At 62.8% G+C, this 18,704-nt stretch carries 15 protein-coding genes and 1 tRNA gene; 8 read left to right on the top strand and 8 right to left on the bottom strand.

Features of this window, described 5'->3' with window-relative positions:
* Positions 1–192 precede the first annotated feature (192 nt).
* Positions 193–266 (top strand) — tRNA-Arg (locus AC0J5Z_RS19820).
* A gap of 135 nt (positions 267–401) precedes the next feature.
* On the opposite strand, the gene AC0J5Z_RS19825 is transcribed toward AC0J5Z_RS19820, so the two are convergent.
* On the bottom strand, positions 402–1,640 hold the full coding sequence (locus AC0J5Z_RS19825; RefSeq protein ID WP_475035764.1) for an IS110 family RNA-guided transposase: 1,239 nt from the start codon (positions 1,638–1,640) through the stop codon (positions 402–404).
* Positions 1,641–1,721: 81 nt separating this feature from the next.
* On the opposite strand from AC0J5Z_RS19825, the gene AC0J5Z_RS19830 reads away from it, so the two are divergent.
* Positions 1,722–1,853: a hypothetical protein gene (locus AC0J5Z_RS19830; protein WP_475035766.1), complete on the top strand. Its 132-nt coding sequence runs from the start codon at positions 1,722–1,724 to the stop codon at positions 1,851–1,853.
* Positions 1,854–2,027: 174 nt separating this feature from the next.
* Here the strand turns inward: AC0J5Z_RS19830 and AC0J5Z_RS19835 are convergent, their stop codons facing one another.
* A complete protein-coding gene (locus tag AC0J5Z_RS19835; protein WP_475035768.1) occupies positions 2,028–2,756 on the bottom strand; it encodes a FadR/GntR family transcriptional regulator in 729 nt (242 codons plus the stop codon).
* Positions 2,757–3,224: 468 nt separating this feature from the next.
* Between AC0J5Z_RS19835 and AC0J5Z_RS19840 the strand changes: the two genes are divergently transcribed.
* The 5 genes from AC0J5Z_RS19840 to AC0J5Z_RS19860 all read left to right on the top strand — a co-directional run bounded on the left by AC0J5Z_RS19840 (position 3,225) and on the right by AC0J5Z_RS19860 (position 9,032).
* Positions 3,225–4,682: a dihydrolipoyl dehydrogenase family protein gene (locus AC0J5Z_RS19840; protein ID WP_475035770.1), complete on the top strand. Its 1,458-nt coding sequence runs from the start codon at positions 3,225–3,227 to the stop codon at positions 4,680–4,682.
* 71 nt (positions 4,683–4,753) lie between these two features.
* On the top strand, positions 4,754–5,560 hold the full coding sequence (locus AC0J5Z_RS19845; protein ID WP_475035772.1) for a P-loop NTPase family protein: 807 nt from the start codon (positions 4,754–4,756) through the stop codon (positions 5,558–5,560).
* Complete coding sequence (locus AC0J5Z_RS19850) at positions 5,557–7,593, top strand: YhgE/Pip family protein (RefSeq protein WP_475035777.1); 2,037 nt, start codon at positions 5,557–5,559, stop codon at positions 7,591–7,593. The genes AC0J5Z_RS19845 and AC0J5Z_RS19850 overlap by 4 nt, the downstream gene beginning before the upstream one ends.
* A complete protein-coding gene (locus AC0J5Z_RS19855) occupies positions 7,590–8,249 on the top strand; it encodes a TetR/AcrR family transcriptional regulator (protein ID WP_475035782.1) in 660 nt (219 codons plus the stop codon). The genes AC0J5Z_RS19850 and AC0J5Z_RS19855 overlap by 4 nt, the downstream gene beginning before the upstream one ends.
* A 135-nt stretch (positions 8,250–8,384) precedes the next feature.
* Positions 8,385–9,032 (top strand): hypothetical protein, encoded by a 648-nt coding sequence (locus tag AC0J5Z_RS19860; RefSeq protein ID WP_475035784.1) that lies wholly within the window; start codon positions 8,385–8,387, stop codon positions 9,030–9,032.
* A gap of 432 nt (positions 9,033–9,464) precedes the next feature.
* Here AC0J5Z_RS19860 and AC0J5Z_RS19865 read toward each other — a convergent pair whose 3' ends face one another.
* From AC0J5Z_RS19865 to AC0J5Z_RS19890, 6 genes are all read right to left on the bottom strand, one after another.
* The gene (locus AC0J5Z_RS19865; protein WP_475035786.1) at positions 9,465–10,883 is read right to left on the bottom strand and encodes an NAD(P)/FAD-dependent oxidoreductase; all 1,419 of its coding nucleotides are present in this window, start codon (positions 10,881–10,883) and stop codon (positions 9,465–9,467) included.
* A gap of 84 nt (positions 10,884–10,967) precedes the next feature.
* Positions 10,968–12,572 (bottom strand): dipeptide ABC transporter ATP-binding protein, encoded by a 1,605-nt coding sequence (locus tag AC0J5Z_RS19870; RefSeq protein WP_475035791.1) that lies wholly within the window; start codon positions 12,570–12,572, stop codon positions 10,968–10,970.
* On the bottom strand, positions 12,569–13,426 hold the full coding sequence (locus AC0J5Z_RS19875; protein WP_475035793.1) for an ABC transporter permease: 858 nt from the start codon (positions 13,424–13,426) through the stop codon (positions 12,569–12,571). Before AC0J5Z_RS19875 ends, AC0J5Z_RS19870 begins: the two co-directional genes overlap by 4 nt.
* The gene (locus AC0J5Z_RS19880; RefSeq protein WP_475035795.1) at positions 13,423–14,451 is read right to left on the bottom strand and encodes an ABC transporter permease; all 1,029 of its coding nucleotides are present in this window, start codon (positions 14,449–14,451) and stop codon (positions 13,423–13,425) included. Before AC0J5Z_RS19880 ends, AC0J5Z_RS19875 begins: the two co-directional genes overlap by 4 nt.
* A gap of 1 nt (position 14,452) precedes the next feature.
* The gene (locus AC0J5Z_RS19885; RefSeq protein WP_475035797.1) at positions 14,453–16,150 is read right to left on the bottom strand and encodes an ABC transporter substrate-binding protein; all 1,698 of its coding nucleotides are present in this window, start codon (positions 16,148–16,150) and stop codon (positions 14,453–14,455) included.
* A complete protein-coding gene (locus AC0J5Z_RS19890; protein WP_475035799.1) occupies positions 16,147–17,844 on the bottom strand; it encodes an amidohydrolase in 1,698 nt (565 codons plus the stop codon). Before AC0J5Z_RS19890 ends, AC0J5Z_RS19885 begins: the two co-directional genes overlap by 4 nt.
* Positions 17,845–18,023: 179 nt before the next feature.
* On the opposite strand from AC0J5Z_RS19890, the gene AC0J5Z_RS19895 reads away from it, so the two are divergent.
* Positions 18,024–18,704: a TetR/AcrR family transcriptional regulator gene (locus AC0J5Z_RS19895; protein WP_475035801.1), complete on the top strand. Its 681-nt coding sequence runs from the start codon at positions 18,024–18,026 to the stop codon at positions 18,702–18,704.

An 18,704-nucleotide genomic window follows, 5' to 3' on the forward strand; every position in this document is an offset into this window, starting at 1 on the left:
GGCATGGAGCGAAAACCGCTAGAACTCAAGGATCGAAGATCACAGAGGCTCAATTTAAGTGACGAAGGTCACGTAGACCGGTCTAGTCGCCTAGATTACAGCTTTTCGATTTGGAACTTCACATGAACTTCTGTAAAGTTTATTGAGGTTCGAGGGGGTCAGAGAAACAGACCGCCGAGAATCACACAAAATGCGCCCATAGCTCAGCTGGATAGAGCGTCTGTCTACGGAACAGAAGGTCAGGGGTTCGAATCCCTTTGGGCGCACAGATAAAGACCCGCACCGGTTCGCCGGTGCGGGTCTTTTATTTTGCCCGGACGTACCCAAGTAAGTCGCAGCACCGCGCGTTTTGAGGGCTGAAAACGCGCTCAGCTGCGACCTAATACGAAAGTAGTGGTGACTCAGGCTGCGGTGGTTGGGCTGATGGTGACGTTGTAGCCGAGGTTGTTGAGTTGTTTGATGGCGTTGTTTTTCGCGCGGGATGGGTTGATGCGGGTGAAGTGGTCTGCGCCCGGGTCGGTGTAGCACTCGCCGTTGGCGAGCATGTGCCATGCCGCTGTCAGGATGGAATGCTCGATCGCTACGACCGCTCTCATGGGTCCGCGGCGGGCTGCTATGCGGTGGTATCTGGCTGCGAGGTACGTGCCTTGCGTTCGTGTCGCTGATAGGGCTGAGGTGCCGAGAGCGGCTTTGAGGTATTTGTTGCCGGGCATGATGTGGCTGGACTTGATCCTCCCGGCGGATTCATTGGCGCTGGGACAGACGCCGGCCCAGGACGCGAGCCGGGCCGGCGTTTCGAAGACGCGCATGTCTGCACCGGTTTCGGCGATGATCACTTCGGCAACTTTGAGGGATACTCCGGGGATGGTGGCCAGGGCCTGCCTGGCTTCACGAAAGGGTTCCATAGCCTCCTCGATCCGCCCGGTGAGCGCCTCAATGGTTCGGGTCTGGGCATCGATCTGGTCCAGATGCAGCCTTGCCATGAATGCGTGGTGAGGCTTGAACCTGCCGGTAAGGGCATCAACAAGGGCAGGGACTTTGGAGCGCAAGGTTCCTCGAGCCATTCCTGCCAATACCTGAGGATCACGTTCTCCGCTGATCAAGGCCTCAAGCATCTCTCTGGACGAGACCCCCATCAGGTCCGAGACCTCCGAGGAAAGCTTGATTCCCGAGCTCTCCAGAAATTTCTCCAGCCGCTGGATCTCTCGGGTCCTGTCCCTGCCGGCGATAGCACGGGCGCGGGTCAGGTCCCGGAGTTCACGGATTGGCTCGGGTGGAACAAAGGAACCCTTGAGCAACCCGTAAGCGGCCAACTGCGCCAACCACGCCGCGTCCGAAACATCGGTTTTGCGCCCGGGGATATTCCGTGCAGCCTTGGCATTGACCAGCATCACCGGCAACGTCTCTTCAAACAGATAGAAGAAGGGCTTCCAGTAATCGCTGGTCGCTTCCATCACCACGGCAGAAACCCGTTCACGCTCCAGGAAGTCCCGCAGTTCCAAGATCGATTGTGTGGTTGCACCCCAGGTCGTAACCCGTGAGATGTAAGTCCCCGCCCGCGTCCCCGGAACCCGGACACAGACCTTCGCGTCCCGCTTGGAAATATCCAACCCCGCGGCCCGCTCGTGCACGATATCCATTGCACCCTCCTACCCCTGTAGCTCCTTAGTTAGGTGTCTGCCACGGGGAGGACAGGGAAACTATTCAGGAATCTAACACTCGTGCTCAAAGCAACAATCCACGGTGCCCGTGGAGTCCTCCGGGTCACGCTACTTGACGGGCACAAAGGCACCAAGGTCACAGCGACCTCAACCACAGCAGACAATCCCATGATCCACCGCCCCGCCCGGTAACAACAGACCCGTGTTACACCCCGCACACACTTTCTAACACCACGGTGCGGCAGCGCCGCCTGACCGCTACTTGGGCGAACGCAGCGGAAGGTGACCCGCACGCAGAAACGCAAGGGCCGCCGTCGTACTTTCCACAGAAGTACGACGGCGGCCCTTTGCGCTGGTGCGGAGCGTTTACTCGCCCACGGCCTCGCTGATCCGGCGGCGAATGCCGTCGAAGTGCCGGTACAGCAGTTCAGAAGCCGAATCCTTGTCGCCGGCAGCAACTGCCGCATAGATACCGCGGTGCATCGCAGCGGTTTTGCTCAGATCCTCGTTCCCCGGGCCGATTTCCACGTGGATCTTCCGGTACACCTTCCAGAAGACGCCCATCAGATTGATTAGGAGTTCATTATTCAGGGGTTCGAAGAGCCGGCGGTGGAACTCGGCGTCGGCGGCGACGAAGTTTTCGCCAGCCGCAGCCAGTTCTTCCATCTGCTTCACGGCTTCTTCGATGGAAGCGAGCTGTTCCTTGGTCATGACATCGATGGAAGAGCCAATCAGCCCGGATTCGAGAGCCTGGCGTACATCTACCAGCTGGAGGGCTTCAAGTCCCTGATGGCGAAGCGAAAGCCGCCCCCGGAACGCGAGCCCATCAGCCAGTGCATCAAAGTTGCTCGGTGCCACAAACATGCCGAAGCCGTGGCGGATTTCGATGACACCCAGGGCTTGGAGCACCTTAAGGGATTCACGGAGCGTGTTTCGCCCCACCCCAAGGGCGACGGAGAGCTCACTCTCCGTCGGCAACGGATCGCCCGCCTCTAGCTCACGCTCAAGGATCAAATCCATAATGTCCGACTGCAAGGCACGCAGCCGGGCCTGTGCACTGAACCGCGCCTGCGGAACCACACCGGAACTTGTCATGGCATTCTCCTTGCCGATGCACTGGCCCCAGCGTCGGCGAAGGCCAGCGTTGGAACTAAGTGCCGTGTTAATATGAGGCGAGCTTAGTGCTCACCAAGAATGAGCGACTCGCAAACACAATATCGGATGTCCCACCTCCCTCACAGCCATGCGCCGGGAATTCCCTAACATTGCGGGATCTGCCGTCGGGGCGCTGCGGCGATCCGTGTACAAGGGTTAGCTGTCGTCAGTTCCCGCGTGCCTCCGGCCCATGCACGGCAGGCCCTCGATGCTGGCGCGTTTGCGGTGGTGGTCGGCGCCGCAATCATGCACCCGGCGCGCATCACGGGCTGGTTCAAAGGCGCGCTGCACTCCTAACTCCTAGCCCTTTCCCGCCCGTGTTGCGGGGCCTACTCTGCGCCCCGATAGGAGCGAGAAGCACGCAAATCGGGCCCCACAACGTTCAGGCAGCAGTTGTAGGCTTTCCCCATGACTGCCGAGAGCTCCCGGGAATTCGACGTAATCGTGATCGGCGCGGGCGCCGTAGGGGAAAACGTGGCGGACCGAGTGGTTCGCGGCGGCCTGACGGCGGTGATTGTCGAGAGCGAATTGGTGGGCGGCGAGTGCTCCTACTGGGCGTGCATTCCTTCCAAGGCGCTCCTCCGTCCGGGGAGTGTGCTCCACGCCGCCCAAGTGGTGCCCGGTGCGAAAGAGGCGATCACTGGAACCATAGATGCCGAGGCCGCGCTAAAGCACCGGGACTGGTTCACCAATAATTGGCAGGACAGCAGCCAGGTTGAATGGCTGGATGGCGCGGGCATCGAGCTGATCCGTGGCCGTGGCCGCATCATTGGGCCGCGCGAGGTCCAGGTGGACGGGCTCGATGGCAAGAGCTACGCCTTGAAAGCACACCATGCCGTGGTGATCGCGACGGGCTCAACTCCCACCATTCCGGACATTGACGGTTTGAAAGACGTACCTTTCTGGACAACCCGCGGCGCCACGGCAGCCAAGGAAGTTCCCAAGCGTTTCGTGGTGCTCGGCGGCGGCGTGGCGGGCGTGGAAATGGCGCAGGCGTACGCCCGGCTCGGCTCGGACGTCACGCTTATCGCCCGCGGCCGCTTGCTGAGCAGTTACCCGGAGGAAGCCGCGAACCTGGTCCTGGCCGGGCTTCGCGCCGATGGCATCGCCGTTCACCTTCACACCGACGTGGAAAAGGTGGAGAAGAACGACGGCGGCTCAGTGACGGTCACGTTCGAGGACAAGGCACTTACAGCCGACAAACTCCTGGTCGCCTCGGGACGGCACCCTGCCCTGGCCAATCTGGGCTTGGAAAACGTCGGTGTTGAACCCCAAAACGGCAAACCCCTCCGGCTCACAACCGAAGCCAGCGGCCTGGTGGAAGGCCCGGCGAGCGATGGCACCAGCGGACTCTGGTTGTACGCTGTCGGGGATGCCGCAGGCAAGGTACTCCTCACCCATCAAGGCAAATACGAGGCCCGTGCCACTGGCGATGCCATCGTCGCCCGCGCCAACGGCAAGCTCAAAGGAACGCCCCAACCGTGGAGCCCCTGGGCCCAAACAGCCAACCAGCAGGCAGTACCAAGCGTCGTCTTCACCGACCCCGAGGTTGCCTCAGTGGGCCCAGGCCTTGAGCAGGCGCTGCTACAGGGCAAGAACGTCACAGGTGTGGAGCTGCCTATCGATGTGTCCGGTTCCCAGTTGCACTCTGCCGACTACAAGGGCTGGGCGCAGATTGTGGTTGACGAAGACCGGAAGGTGATCCTGGGCGCGACGTTTGTGGGCCCGGGTGTCGCCGAGCTGCTGCACTCGGCAACGATTGCCATCGTGGGCGAGGTCCCGCTGGACAGGCTCTGGCACGCGGTTCCGTCGTATCCCACCATTAGCGAAGTATGGCTGCGGCTTCTCGAAAAGTACGGGCTCTAGACTCCTATTTGAACTGACCAGTCAGTTTAGTTAGACTTTCAGCAGACACCATTTCTGCGAAAGGCTTCATTGTGCTGTCCGTACAGCAACTCCAGATCAACGGCCGCCGGGACGATCTCCTTCCGGCAACGTCACTCCAAGTCCGCCGCGGCGAACTCCTGCTCGTCGCCGGAGAGGGCCAGGACCAGCGGACCGCGTTGGCGTTGGCTCTGAGCGGCCGCATGAAGCCAAGCAACGGCGTCCTGAGCTGGGACAACACCACCAAGACCAAGAAGATCCGCCTGGCCAGCGCCCTGGTGGACTCCCCCGGCGTCAACGAGCCCGAGCAACACCTCAGCGTCCGCGACCTCGTCACTGAAGATCTCTCACTCATCCCCCGCCGGTACCGTGGCGCACTGCTGAGCAAGCCGTGGCTGAAGGTCAACAGTTTCGAGGACATCGCCGGACTCTGGATAGAACAAATTCCGGCCGCACGCCGACTCGAACTCCTGACCGCGCTCGCCTTGGCAGATCCAGCCACAGACCTCTTGGTGGTCGACTCCCCGGACCGCCACAGCGCCGATCCCGCGGCTTGGTTGCCCCGGCTCCAGGCATTAGCGTCCGACGCCGGGCGGCCGCTCGCCGTCGTCGCCGTCGTGGGTGCCCTACCGGACAACTGGACCGGCGCGGCCGCGGTGATCGGCAACTCCGTCTCGCATCCCCCTGAACCGGAAGCGGAACCCGCACCCGCCGTCGAACCCAAGCCAGCTGCCGTCGGGCCCAAAGCCAAGCACGCGGCCGAACCGGCACCGGAAGCACCCCAAAAGCCTGAAACACCCGTGGCACTCGAAACAGCTGCCGAAACTGAATCCCAAAACCTCCAAAGGACTGCAAAGTGACTGTTCTGCGGCTCGCCCGCTCCGAACTCAAGCGCATGACCGGCGGGCTCCTGCCCAAGCTGACCATCCTCGCCCTGACCATGGTCCCGCTGCTCTACGGCGCCGTGTATCTCTACGCGAACTGGGATCCGTACGGCAACCTGAACCAGATCGACGCCGCCTTGGTGGTTGAGGACACGGGCGCCACCTCAAAGGACGGCACGGAACTTCAGGCCGGCAAGAAAGTGGCGGACAGCTTGGTTGAGGGCCACGTCTTCAACTGGAAGCAGGTGTCCAGCGCTGAGGACGCAGATGCGGGTGTTCGGACGGGTGAGTACGCCTTCGCACTGCGCATCCCCAAGGATTTCTCCGCCAACTTGGTCTCCCCCGGCAGCTTCGACGCTGCCAACCAGGCCATGCTGCATGTCACCACCAACGACGCCAACAACTACCTGCTGAGCACCATCGTGGACAAGCTCACAACAGCCGTGCATTCAACGGTGGCCAAGGAAGTAGGCGAGGAAACAGCCAACCAGCTCCTCACCGGTTTCGGCACCATCCATGCGTCCATCGTGAAGGCCGCTGATGGTGCCTCGGAGCTGGCCACTGGCGTGGGCAAACTCAGTGACGGCGCCGCGACCCTTCACACAGGAACCACCCAATTGGTCACCGGGGCAGACCAGCTCGTCGACGGGCAGGCCCAGTTGCGGGATGGCGCTGTGCAACTCAACAACGGGGCCAGCCAGCTGAGCTCGGGCCTCACGGAACTCAAGAACAAGACCGCCACATTGCCTGCCGACTCCAAGAAGCTCGCCGACGGCGCCGCCCAAGTAGCCGCCGGAAACGCTGAGCTGAACGCCAAAGTCCAGGACGTCGTCGGGCAGCTCGAAGCGGCAGACAAAAGCCTCCGCAACCGCGTGGTGGAATCGAACGCACGACTGGTGACTGCCGGTGTCCTGACGCAGGAGCAGGCAACCAAGGTTCTGGCGGACTTTGACGCCGCCGCTGCATCGAGCCCTGTCACGGACGCGAAGACCAAGATCACCGGCGATGCTGCCAAAATCCAGCAGCTCTCGGACGGTTCAGCTGCCGTGAGCGCCGGAGCATCCAAGCTCGCCGCCGCGACACCGGCCCTCACCGATGCGATCTCGAAGGCCGCCGAAGGGGCCGGGCAACTGAGCACAGGCGCATCAACGTTGGCCGCCGGGCAGCAAACCGCCTTGGACGGGGCCGCCAAGCTGGACGACGGCGCCCACCAACTGGACGATGGCGCAGGCCAGCTTGCCAGCGGCGGAGTCACGGCCTCCGACGGCGCCCACACGTTGGCCACCGAGCTCGCCAAGGGCGCGGGAGACATCCCCAACCCGAACGATGAGCAAAAGAGCAGCGTGTCCAAGGTGATCGCGGATCCAGTGGCCGTGGACAATGTGTCGCAGGCCAAGGCGGGCTCTTACGGCGCCGGCTTGGCACCGTTCTTCCTGACGCTCGCACTATGGATCGGTGTGTTCATGCTGGTCCAGGCCATGCGACCGATCACCCAACGGGCCCTGGCGTCGAACGCCCCCGCCTGGAAAATCGCCGTCGGAGGCTGGCTGCCGTTCTTCGTGGTGTCGGTGCTGCAGGCCACCATCCTCACCCTGGTGGTGAATCTCGGCCTGGGTCTGAACCCCGCACACCCGATCGGCATGTGGCTGTTCATGCTTGCGGCCGTAATGGCATTCAGCGCGATCATCCAAGGCATCGTGGCGCTCATGGGAACACCCGGCAAGTTTGTGGTGCTGATCCTGCTGGTTCTGCAGCTCGTGTCCTCTGGAGGCACATTCCCGTGGCAGACCACCCCGATGCCGCTCCATGTTGTGCACGAGGTCCTGCCTATGGGATACGTAGTGACCGGCATGAGGCACCTGATCTACGGCGGTGAGCTCAGCATGATCTGGCCCACCGTACTGGGCCTGCTTGGATACACTTTGCTGGGAGCGGCACTGTCAACGCTCGCCGTCCGCAAGCACAAGATGTGGACCCTCAAGACGCTGAAGCCGGAGATCGCAGTATGAGCACCACCGAGCCGGTCCCCTCCCAAGCGGATTCCCAAGCAGGCGAATCAGGTCCTGCGGAGAAGAAGCTTCGCCCCGGCCGCACCAACGCTACCAAGCAGCGCCTGTTCGAAGCCTCCATGGAACTGATTGGCGAGCGCGGCGCCGCGGGGGTGACCGTGGACGAAATCGCGGCCGCCGCCGGGGTCTCAAAGGGGACCGTCTACTACAACTTCGGCAGCAAATCCGATCTGATCGCCCAGTTGCTGCGGCACGGTGTGGACATCATGCTGGTCCGACTCCAAGACGTCCGCGGACAAGCCAATGACCCGCTGGAATCGATGAACAACATGGTGGGCCAGGCCATGGAGTTCATGGACGACTACCCCTCATTTGCCCGCCTGTGGGTCAGCGAATCCTGGCGCACTCCCGGCGAGTGGAGTGCCGTGTTTGCAGAACTCCGCGCTGAACTCCTGGCCGTGATCGGCTCTGCCGTGGAAAGCGTCGCGTCCGGGTACAAGGTTGATGAGAGCATTGCCCGCGGGTCTCTGGAGGCAGCGATTTTCGGGGCCATCTTCGTGGTGGGCCTCGACCGTCAGACGTACAACCCTGAGCGCACCCGCGAGCAAAGCGTCGCTGCCGTCATGACCATCATGCATGGATACGTCATCAAGTAAGTTTGGGCAGCCCGTTGTGGGGCCCGCTCTGCGCCTTCTCACTGGCTTTTAGGACGCAGAGCAGGCCCCACAACGGTATCCAACTGCAATGTACGACGGCGTGGCGTGGCCACTTGGTCGGCGATGATTAACCTCATGCGTCACATGGGGAACAGCGGGAAGCTTGCGGTGGTGAGCGCGTTCGTCTCGCTCGGGCTGTTGGTGCTGGCCGCTGTGGTGCTGGAAGAACTGGTGTTGTACCTGTTCCTGGGTTCCGTGCTGATCTGCTATTTGGCGTCCATCGTGCAGGTCTTCAACCGGCGACGCTACTTCGTGGTCCTGCTAGGCGCAGCGGGCACCAGCCTGTTCATCGGTTGCAGCATCGCATTCCTGCGGATGTGGGGCATCGCGTTCAACCAGGACGCCAACGCTTTGGGCAGTGCGGTGAGCACCCAGGACTCAGACATCTACTTCTACTTGGCAGCTACGGCAGGAGTTGGGACGCTGGCGGTGCTGTTCCTCGGAGCAGTGGTGCCGTCGTTTGGTTCGCGGGCTGCAACTCCCGTTCGACGGCCTTCGGCAGCAGCAAAGCGCACCCCTGCTCCGCGCAAACCTGCCCCGCGTGCTGGAACCCCCGCCAAGCGCCCGGCCGCTTCGGCTCCGCGATCATCCGGTGCAACGAAGGCATCTGGCGCAGCGAAGGCCGCTATCGTGAAGCGTCCCGCTCCCCGTACGCCAACCACGCAGGCCAAGCGTCCGGCGTCGAACTCTTCCACCCAACGCAAACCAGCCCCCAAACGCTGACTGGCCACCACCCTCCCGTTGCGAGGCCCACTCTGCGCCCCAACTCGAAATCCAGACACGCAAAGCAGGCCCCACAACAAGCCACCCCCCGTTGCGAGGCCCACTCTGCGCCCCAACTCGAAATCCAGACCCGCAAAGCAGGCCCCACAACAAGCCACCCCCCCGTTGCGAGGCCCACTCTGCGCCCCAACTCGAAATCCAGACACGCAAAGCAGGCCCCACAACAAGCCACCCTCCCGTTGCGAGGCCCACTCTGCGCCCTAATGCGAGATAGGGCCCACGCCGCCCGGGTTCCCTGGCTGAGCTTGCGAAGTTAGGGAGGCGGTGGGGACGCAAAGCAGGCCCCACAACAAGCCACCCCCCGTTGCGAGGCCCACTCTGCGCCCCAACTCGAAATCCAGACACGCAAAGCAGGCCCCACAACGAAGGGGGTCAGGAATCGAAGCCCAGCCCGACGGCGTCGAGCGCTTTGAGGATGAGGTTCCGTTTTCCCTGATTGTGATCGGCGCGGTCCATGGACCAGCGCGTCAGGTTGATGCCCAGGGAAGCCAGCGGTTCAGGCGGGAAGGGCAGCGGCCGTTTCCGGACCATTTCCACCCGGGTGCGTTCGGTATCCAGGCCGGCCAAAAGATCCAGGAGGACATCGGCAGCAAATGCCGTGGCACCCACTCCGAGCCCCGTGAAACCTGCCGCATACGCCACCCGCCCCTTCCGGGCAGTGCCGAAGAATGCGCAGAACTGCGTGCTCGAATCGATGGGACCGGCCCACTTGTGCGTGAACTTCAGGCCCTCCAATTGCGGGAACGTCGTGAAGAAGTGCGAGGCGATCTTCTCCCACGTCGCTGGCTGGTGCTCGTGCCGCTGGTCCACGCGCCGGCCCCAAAAGTAGAGGGCGTCGTAGCCACCGAACAGGATCCGATGATCCTTGGTGATGCGGTAATAGTGGAACTGGTTGGCAACATCACCAATCCCCTGCCGTTGGGACCAGCCGATGGACGCCAACTGCTCCGGGGTGAGGGGCTCGGTCATGAGCGCGTAGTCGTACACCGGCACCGTCATCAGCTGGTTCCGCTTGAGCAGGGACGGAAACACGTTGGTACCAAGCACCACATTTCCCGCTTCTACGTTTCCCCGTTCCGTCACCACCGTGACGCCGTCCTCGTGGTCCTTCAGCTCGCGGACGCGTGTGCCCTCATAGATCACCACGCCCAGCTCCACTGCCACCCGCGCCAGCTCGAGGCCGAGTTTGTACGGGTGGACCATCGCCACGGAGTCCTTATGCCAGCGGCCGGCCAAGTAAGTGGGCGAGTTGACCTCCGCCCTCACGGCCTCCTGGTCCAGGAAAACGCTGCCGGGGCTGTCATCCTCCTGGAGCCAGGCCACCTGATGCGGTTCCACCGCAACGTTCAGTTCACCCGTCCGCTCCCACTCGCAATCCATGCCGTACTTCTCCACGGCTTCCTGCATGCGGTCCAGGTTCTCCATGCCCAGCCGGTCCAAGGTCTCCAGCTCGTCCGGCCAACGGTTCTTGCCGTTCTCATGGCCGTGGGTGAGGCTCGCCTCGCAGAAACCGCCATTGCGGCCCGACGCTGCCCATGCCACCCGCTCCCCTTCCAGCAGGATCACCGTCCGGCCAGGGTCTCGTTCCTTGGCACGCAGCGCCGTCCACAACCCGGTATAGCCGCCGCCGACGATCACGAGGTCCGCGGCAGCGTCGCCGTCGAGTTGTGGGTAGCGTGTGGCTGAGTCCTTGAGGTCGTCGATCCAGAACGGCCGGTGGGCCGCGCCTTCCAAGGCACGGGCTACGACGGCGGCCTGCGGGACGTTCCGTTCGAAAACGGTGGTATTCACGGGAAATTCTCCTGCTTCTGGGCGCACTCACATTGCGCCGGGACTGTTGATGGTGGCCGGGGCTGCTGGTGTTGGCGGGATTGCCTAGGCAGTGACCGGCTCGGCGTCCCACAATGGCCGGGGACGGGAGGCGATGAGGTTCCGCGTGTAATCGTCCCCGGGGTCCTCAAGGATTCGAGCCGTTGGCCCCTGCTCCACGATCCGTCCCTGATGCATCACCAGGAGCTCGGAACAAAGACGCGAGACCACGGCCAGGTCATGGGTGACGAACAAGATGGTCAGTCCAAGCTGGTCCCGCAACTCCTCCACGAGCTCCAGTACCTGAGCCTGGACAGAGACGTCCAAGGCACTGGTGGCCTCGTCCAGGACCAAAAGCCGGGGGCGGGCAGCGAGCGCCTTGGCCAGCGCAACCCGTTGCCTCTGCCCACCCGACAGTGCGCGCGGCCGTGCATCGAACCGTTCCGGTCCAATTCCCACCCGCCCCAGCAGGACCCGGGCGCTGTCCTTGGCTTCCTTGCGTCCTTGCTTCTGATGCAGGCGGAAGACATCTGCCACAGCATTTCCTACAGGGATACGCGGGTCCAAAGACAGGTAGGGGTCCTGGAACACAATTTGGACATCCTTGGCCAGGACTTTCCGTTCGGAGGCTTTCAGGGCCCGGTGCGGCCGGGGGATGTCCCGCAGCGTGAGTTCACCGGATGTGGCGGTTTCCAGCGCGACCACAAGGCGGGCCAGGGTGGACTTTCCGGAACCCGACTCACCCACCACGCCCAAGGACCCACCCTCCGGCAGGCTGAAACCGGCGCCATCCAAGGCGGTGATGATTTCGCCGCGGGGCAGTTGGTACGTTTTGGATAGCCCGGAAACGTGGAGCAGGGGTGACCCCGCGGCCACCGGCGCAGCCAAACCGCCCACTTCAATCACGGGCGTCGCCTCCACCAGCTGCCGCGTGTAGTCCTGCTGGGGCGTCAGGAAAACAGTCTGGGTTGGTCCGTGCTCCACCACTTCGCCGCGCCGAAGAACGTAGACACGTTCACACAAGCTGGCGGCAAGGTTGAGGTCGTGCGTGATGAAGAGCATGCCCATTCCCCGCGATTGTTGCTCTTCGCGGAGGAGTCGCACGATCCCTGCCTGAGTGGTGACATCCAAGGCGGTGGTGGGTTCGTCGCACAGCAACAGATCCGGTGAGTTCAGGAGTGCGGCTGCGATCATGACTCGTTGGAGCATGCCGCCCGATAGCTGGTGCGGGTGCTGATCCATGAGTTCTTTGGCTCGCCGAAGACCCACCTGCTCCAGTTGCTTCACGGAGCGTTCGGTGGCCTCGGCCCGGGACAGCCCGTCAAAGCGCAGCAGCGTCTCTGTGAGGAAGTCCCCTACGGTCCGGACAGGATTGATGCCGGCCCTGGGGTCCTGGAAGATCATGGAAGCGTGTCTCCGCCGCAGCTCCATGAGGCGTTGTTTGCTCGCCGTGAGGGTGTCGAGTCCCTGAACCGACACGACGCCGGAGGACTGCGAGCCGCCAGGAAACAGCCCCAGTGCGGCCCGGGTAGTCAGGGACTTGCCTGAGCCGGACTCCCCCACCAAGGCGACCGCTTCGCCGTCGTTCACGTGCAAGGAAATACTGTCCAGCAGCGGCGGCCTGCCTGGGAAACCGAGCGTAAAGTTTTCGATCTGCAACAGCTGGCTCATGAAAGTTTTCCTCCGATGCGGTCTGACAGTTCCTCGCCAATGACGTTGACGGCCACCACCACCAGGACAACTGCCAATGCCGGCCAGAAGGCGGGCAGGATGTAGCCGCCCAGCAGTGCGCCGCGGGATTCCTCGATCATTGCGCCCCAGTCGCTGGTAGGCGGCTGGACCCCCAGTCCGATGAACGAGAGAGCCGCGAGGTCGGCCAGCACGTAGCCAAAGTTCAATGTTGATTGGGCGCCAACGGTCGGAATCAGGTTGGGGAGAACCCGTCCCAGCACCACCCAGGGCGTGCGGAATCCGAGCACGCGGTAGGCCTGGACATACGGCCGCCCGCGCTCAGCCACCACCAGGGACTGGGCGAGCCTGGCAACGTAGGGAACGTAGGCAATGGTCATGGCCAAAATGGGTGCGAAGAGCCCCTTACCGAACAAGGCGATGGCAAGCATGGCCATGAGCAGCGCGGGAAAAGCAAAGAGAAGGTCGAAGAGGCGGCCCAATACTTTGCCCAGCCAGCCCTCGGACCAGCCGGCAACCAAGCCAAGCAGCAGACCCAGGACAGTGGATCCGATCACCACGATGGTGGGGCCCAGCAGCGAGGTCCGCCCGCCGTGCATGAGCCGGCTAAGGAGATCACGGCCCAGCGCGTCGGTCCCCAGCAGGTGCTGTCCGCCGGGACCGGCAAGGACGTTATTGAGGTCCACATAGTCGGGGTCGTAGGGCGCCAGGACCGGGGCGAACAGTGAGAGAAGTACGACGGCGGCGGCGACGGCGAGCGCGCCCCACGCCATGGGTGACAGGAGGCTGCCGTAACGGCGAAGGCCCGCCTGCGGCAGTTGGATGGCTAACGTCATCGGGACTCCGTTCCGGCCGCGATACGCGGATCAATGAAGGGTTGGACGAGGTCCACCACGGTGTTGACCAGGACGAAAGCTGCCACCACTACCATGACGATTGCTTGGACGACGCCGAAGTCGAGCCTGTCGATGGACTGCACAAGGAGCTGTCCGATGCCGGAGAGGCCGAACGTCCGCTCGATGATGGCGCTGGAGACCAAAAGTCCGGCCACGAGCACGCCGCTCACAGTCAGGATGGGACCCAGGGCGTTGCGCAGGACGTGGCGTGCCACCACGGATCCGCGGGTGAGGCCGCGACTGGTTGCCACCTCAACGTGTTCGCGGAGCAGTTGCTCGTTCATCGAGGAACGGGTCACCCGCGCCACCATGGCGATGTAGGTGATGCCCAAGGCGAGCGCCGGGAGGGTGAGGTGCCAGATCCGGTCCCATCCGCCGTCGCCGCTTCCAAAGGAGGGAAACCAGCCCAGGCCCACGGAGAAGAGCGCCACCAAAGCGATGGCTGCCACGAACGGCGGCACTGCCCCGGCAGCGGTAAGGGTGATGAGGATAAAGCGGTCGCCGAAGCCCTTGTTGAGGCTGGCCACAATGCCGGCGAACAATCCCAGGACTGTGATGAACACTGCGGCGAGCGCCACAAGTTGCAGGGTGGTTGGCAACCGTCCCAGTAAGACGTCGGAGACGTCCTGGCGGTAGGTCAGCGAGCGGCCCCAATCCCCTTGGAGAATGCCGCCGAGCCAGTTCAGGTACTGTTCCCAGGCCGGTTTATCCAGGCCGAACTGCCGGGTGATCTCTTCGAGTGCCTCAGGCTTGGGGCTGCGTCCCCTCAGGAGGAAGCGCGCCGGGTCGCCGGGAACCAGGAAGCGTGAGAAGAACACGGCCAGTGAGGCAACAAAGAGTGTGGCAACCAAGGCCAGCAGCTTCTTCACGATGTACACGGCCGGGCGGACTGCGCTGCGTTTTTCCCGCTTGCGGGTGGGAGCGCCCGGCGGGGTGGTTGCTTGGACTTGATCTGTAGCGGTCATGTCAGCGACCTCCTATCTGGGCTGCCCACGGGAAGTACATGTAGTTGATGGAGGGGTCCGCCCCGGTAATGCGTTTGCCCAGCCACATGGACGTGACGGTCTCGTAGAGCGGCCCCCACACCACTTCCTCGCTGGCCAGTTTGGCGGCCTGGCCCGTGAGTTCACCCCGGGCGTCGGGGTCCTGCACGCCGTAGGCAGAGTTCACCAGGTCGTCGAATTCCGGGTTGCTCCAGCCGCCGTAGTTGCTGAAATCGCCGGTTCGCAGCACGCTGTACATTTCCAAGGGCTCGGTGCTGGAGAGATACCAAGAGGTCACCAGGAGGTCCACGTTCTTGCGCGACTCGGGGTCTGAGAACAGCGTGGTGTATTTGTCGTTGGACATTGTCTGGATTTCCGGGTCCAGGCCGATCTCCTTGGCTGCGGATGCGATGGCCCTTGCCGTGATGTCGAAAGCTGCGTTCAGTGAGGCGGTGGCAAAGACAAACTTGCTGCCCTCGGCCCCTGCTTCCTTGATGAGTTTCTTGGCTTCTTCCAGGTCATAGGGAGTGGACAGCAGGCTGTCAAAAGCCTCGTCCGTAGTTTGCGATGCCACGTCCTTCCACACACTCTTGGTGGTCAGCGCGTCCGTCTTCTTCGCATAGCCCTGTTCGGCCGCCTTGATCAAGGCTTCACGGTTGATGGCCATCATCAGCGCCTTGCGGACCCGTACGTCCTGGAAGGTGCCGCCGAGGTTGGTGAAGACCAGGCTTTGCACCGACGTGTCCTCGCCGAAGTACAGCGAGCCGGCATCTTTGTTGGCTTTCAGGATGTCCATGGCATTGGAAGGGATCGCGAAGCCGCCATCAATTTCGCCGGTCTGGAACGCATTGATACGCGATGTGGCATCGGGCAGCATTTTGAAGGTGACCTGCTGGGACTTGGCTTTGAGTTCCGGGTCCCAGTAATCATCGAAGCGCTTGAGGGTGATGCTTTCACCGGCTTCCCATTGCTCGAATTGGAACGGGCCGGTGCAGTTCACGCCGGTGCTTGAGTTGCCGTAGTCCTTGCCGGCAGCTTCCAGCGTTTCGGCGGACTCCACCACGCCCGTAGCTCCCACCAAGGAGCTGTTGAACACGTAGTCCGGCCGGGTGGTGGTCACCGTGACCTCGAAGTCGCCGGTCTTCTCGATGGACTCCACGTTCTGGTATGCGGAGGCCCAGAAGGATCCCACTTCGGGGTCCACGTGGCGGCTCAAGGAGGCAACCACATCGTCCGCTGTCATCTCGGTTCCGTCGTGAAACTTCACGCCCTGCCGGATGGTGTAAATCCAGGTCAGCGGATCGGGGTTTTCAACTCCCGTGGCCAGGCCCGGCGCCGTGGACAGGTCAGCGTTCCAGCGGAACAGCGACTCACACACGTTGGACAGGACAGTGTTGTCCGGGTAGTCGAAGGCATACGCATAGTCCAGGGAGAACGGCTCCGCGTACATGGCCCAGTTGAAGTTATCGATCTCCTTGGTGGGGGCCGGCGTGGAGTCGGACATGCTGAACTTGGCTCCGTTCGCGGCGTCAGTCACGCTGGCGGATCGAACACCGCAGCCGCCCAGGACCAGACCGGCGACGACGGCGGCGACCCCAACCGCGGTGATGCGCGACGGCGTCGTCCGCTGTTTCAAACGCACGGCACCTTTCGCGGGCTGCGGCGCTGGCTGCGGCCTCATGGCATCACCGAGGCCGGTTGAGCTTGACTGTTTCGGGTGAGCGCGCGGTCATAAACGCACTCGCCCCCAATCCACGTCTGCGTCACCACCGACCGGTGCAGTTCCTGCGCAGGGAGGTCGAAGACGTTTCGGTCCAGTACGGCGAGGTCGGCGAGTTTTCCCGGATCCAGCGTTCCCGTTTTCGTGTCCAGGTGGTTGATCCACGCTGATCCCTGCGTGTAGGCATCCAGGATCTGTTTGAGGCTGAGCTTTTGCGATTCCGGGCCGAGCGGGGGCAGGTCCTCCCCCGGCGCTACGCGGCTAACTGCGACGTGGACGGCCGCAATCGGGTCCGCCGTGGAGACAGGCCAGTCGCTCCCGGCCACCAATTGGGCACCCGCGGAAGCAAGCTCGCCAAAGGGGTAGTGCCTGTCCTCGGCACCCGGTTCCAGGAATGGGAGGGTGAGGGTGTCCATCTGTTCTTCGTGGCACGCCCAGAGAGCCTGCACGTTGGCCGCCGCATTCAGCTCGGCAAAACGGGGAACATCCTCGCTGCGAACCACCTGGAGGTGCGCCAGATGGTGCCGGTTGTCGTTGGCCCCGTTGCTGTCCCGCGCTGCCTCAAGTGCACCCAAAGCGTCAGTCACGGCGCGGTCGCCGAGAGCATGGAAGTGAACCTGCATGCCGGCCGCATCTATCGCTGTGACGAACTCCTTCAGCTCCTCGGGCTCGAAGAATTCGATGCCACGGTTGTCCGTGTGGTGGCCGTGGTGATCGAGGTACACGTGATGCATTGCGGCTGTGTAATTCTCTGCCACTCCGTCCACCATCACCTTCACGGTGTTGGCGTTGAGCTGATAGTGGTCGAAGGAATCGGCCACACGTTGGCGCCTCTTTGTGATCAGATCCAGCTGGGCCATTCCCGCTGTCCTGTCCCACCACTGGCATGCGGTGACCCGGACTTTCAAGTCTCCCGCCTTCGCCGCGTCCATGTAGACGTCCAGATGATCGGCATGTTCGCCCTCGGGGATGGGAACCCAGGCGTCCTGCCAGGCCGTGATGCCCTGCGACAACAGCAATTGCTGGGACGCGAGCAGGCCTTGGTACGCCAACTCATACGGCACCGCTGGCTTGACGGCATTGAACAGGTCCATGGCCCCCTCATGCACTGTGCCTGCGGGCGTCCCGTCTTCTTCGCGTTCCAGCCGGCCGCCCTCAGGATCAGGTGTTTCCGCGCCGATTCCCGCCGCCTCAAACGCTGCCGTGTTGGCCCACGCGCCGTGGTGGTCCCTATTTAGGAGGTAGACGGGCCGGTCCGGCACCACGGCGTCCAGCAGTTCCCGTGTTGGCGTGCCGCCCGGGAAGAAATCCATGGACCACCCGGCGCCCAGGATCCAGGGTTCATCCGGGTTGTCGGCTGCGTAACGGGTCACCCTCGCCACGGCTTCTTCTGCGCTGGTGGCCTCCGTCAGGTCGCACTGAAGCAATTCGATCCCGGCGAAGATGGGGTGGATGTGGGCATCCTGGAAGCCAGGGACCACCAGTTGCCCTTGCAGGTCCACCCTGCGGGTTTCCGGCGTGATCGAACCCTGAAGCTCGTCGGGTGTTCCGACGGCGACGATCCGGCCATCGGCTATGGCAAGGTTTGCGCGGAGGGGTTCGGCGTCATTGCCGGTGTACACCCATCCGTTCTCAAACAAAATCTCTGCGTGCACGTTCGAGTCCTTTCGTGGGGAAATTCAACGCTGCGAGACACACTATGAGCCGGATCACACTTAAGTCAACAGTGTTGACATCAATGCTGACAAAGACTTTGATTGGTTCTTGAAAGGAGGACGCCATGAATCATGTAGGTTGATAATCAACCCCGGAACGCATGGAAGGCGGACAACTGATGGTGCAGCCAGCACAGTCGACGGACCGCCGAACGCGCCTTGACCCGGCCACCATCATCGACGCCGTCCTGCGGATTTCCAGCCAGGAACTCGGGGAACGGCTGACCGTGCGCCGATTGGGACAGGAACTCGAGGTGGACGCCACGGCCGTTTACCGGCATTTCCGGAACAGGGACGCAATCGTCAGGGCAGCACTGGACCAGTTGTTCATGATGTCCGTTGAGCGCACACTAGCCACTGCACGCGACCAGGATTGGCGTGCCCGGCTGGAGGCCTACCTTGACGAGCTCCTCAAAGCCTTCATGCAGCATCCCTCCTTAGGCAGCGAGTCGTTCGCCACGGACACCTATGGCCCCGGCGAGCTAAAAGCAATCGAGTTCGTCCTTCAATGCCTCACCGACGCCGGGCTGGCTGAGGACCGCGTGGTGCACTACTACGCGGCCCTGGAAAGCTACACCCTTGCGCTCGGAGCGGGCATTGCGGTTGAAATCCAGCGGCTCCCGGACTCAGAAGGGCATGACCCCTGGCTCAACCCACGGGTTTTCACGCGCATCACCGGTCGCCCGCTCCTTGAAAAACATCACACTGCACTGCAAAACCTCGACTCCCTCAAAGCGTTCCAAGCCGGTCTCTCGGCCATCCTGGACAGCGCCGAACGCGAAAGCACCAAGCAGGCCTGA

The sequence above is a fragment of the Paenarthrobacter sp. TRD_SC_7 genome (assembly GCF_056156245.1).

Coding starts and splice junctions, on each gene's coding strand:
- AC0J5Z_RS19860 (WP_475035784.1), top strand. CDS start 8,385: ATGCGTCACATGGGGAACAGCGGGAAGCTTGCGGTGGTGAGCGCGTTC.
- AC0J5Z_RS19885 (WP_475035797.1), bottom strand. CDS start 16,150: ATGAGGCCGCAGCCAGCGCCGCAGCCCGCGAAAGGTGCCGTGCGTTTG.
- AC0J5Z_RS19855 (WP_475035782.1), top strand. CDS start 7,590: ATGAGCACCACCGAGCCGGTCCCCTCCCAAGCGGATTCCCAAGCAGGC.
- AC0J5Z_RS19870 (WP_475035791.1), bottom strand. CDS start 12,572: ATGAGCCAGCTGTTGCAGATCGAAAACTTTACGCTCGGTTTCCCAGGC.
- AC0J5Z_RS19875 (WP_475035793.1), bottom strand. CDS start 13,426: ATGACGTTAGCCATCCAACTGCCGCAGGCGGGCCTTCGCCGTTACGGC.
- AC0J5Z_RS19880 (WP_475035795.1), bottom strand. CDS start 14,451: ATGACCGCTACAGATCAAGTCCAAGCAACCACCCCGCCGGGCGCTCCC.
- AC0J5Z_RS19895 (WP_475035801.1), top strand. CDS start 18,024: ATGGTGCAGCCAGCACAGTCGACGGACCGCCGAACGCGCCTTGACCCG.
- AC0J5Z_RS19825 (WP_475035764.1), bottom strand. CDS start 1,640: ATGGATATCGTGCACGAGCGGGCCGCGGGGTTGGATATTTCCAAGCGG.
- AC0J5Z_RS19835 (WP_475035768.1), bottom strand. CDS start 2,756: ATGACAAGTTCCGGTGTGGTTCCGCAGGCGCGGTTCAGTGCACAGGCC.
- AC0J5Z_RS19840 (WP_475035770.1), top strand. CDS start 3,225: ATGACTGCCGAGAGCTCCCGGGAATTCGACGTAATCGTGATCGGCGCG.